At 50.2% G+C, this 253-nt stretch carries 1 protein-coding gene; it reads right to left on the bottom strand.

Going from position 1 to position 253, the window contains the following annotated elements:
• On the bottom strand, positions 1-253 hold a 253-nt coding region (locus SB717_RS37895), incomplete at both ends, for a DUF637 domain-containing protein (protein ID WP_410908322.1).

Raw genomic sequence — 253 nt, 5'->3', positions numbered from 1 at the left:
AAGTAATTGGCCAAGTCACCGACCTGTTTATTGCCAAAGGCTGCAGTTAGATCAAGTCCCTCGGAAAGAGCCGCACTACCGAGATTATCTTTTAAGCTTCCCCCATTGATCGCCGTGTTGACGCTTCCTACAACTAAAGCATGCGTGGTGCTTCGAAGCACATTCTCACTGACCGTATTCCAATCCAGCAGACCTGCCCTATACCCTGGATTGCTGACGCCACTGGTATTTAGAATCAGCGGTCCATCGGGGT

It is taken from the genome of Priestia sp. SIMBA_032 (genome assembly GCF_046535215.1).
GTDB lineage: Bacteria > Bacillota > Bacilli > Bacillales > Bacillaceae_H > Priestia > Priestia aryabhattai.
Note: the sequence above shows the minus strand (reverse complement) of the source record. Positions and strands in the feature narration are given on the sequence as shown.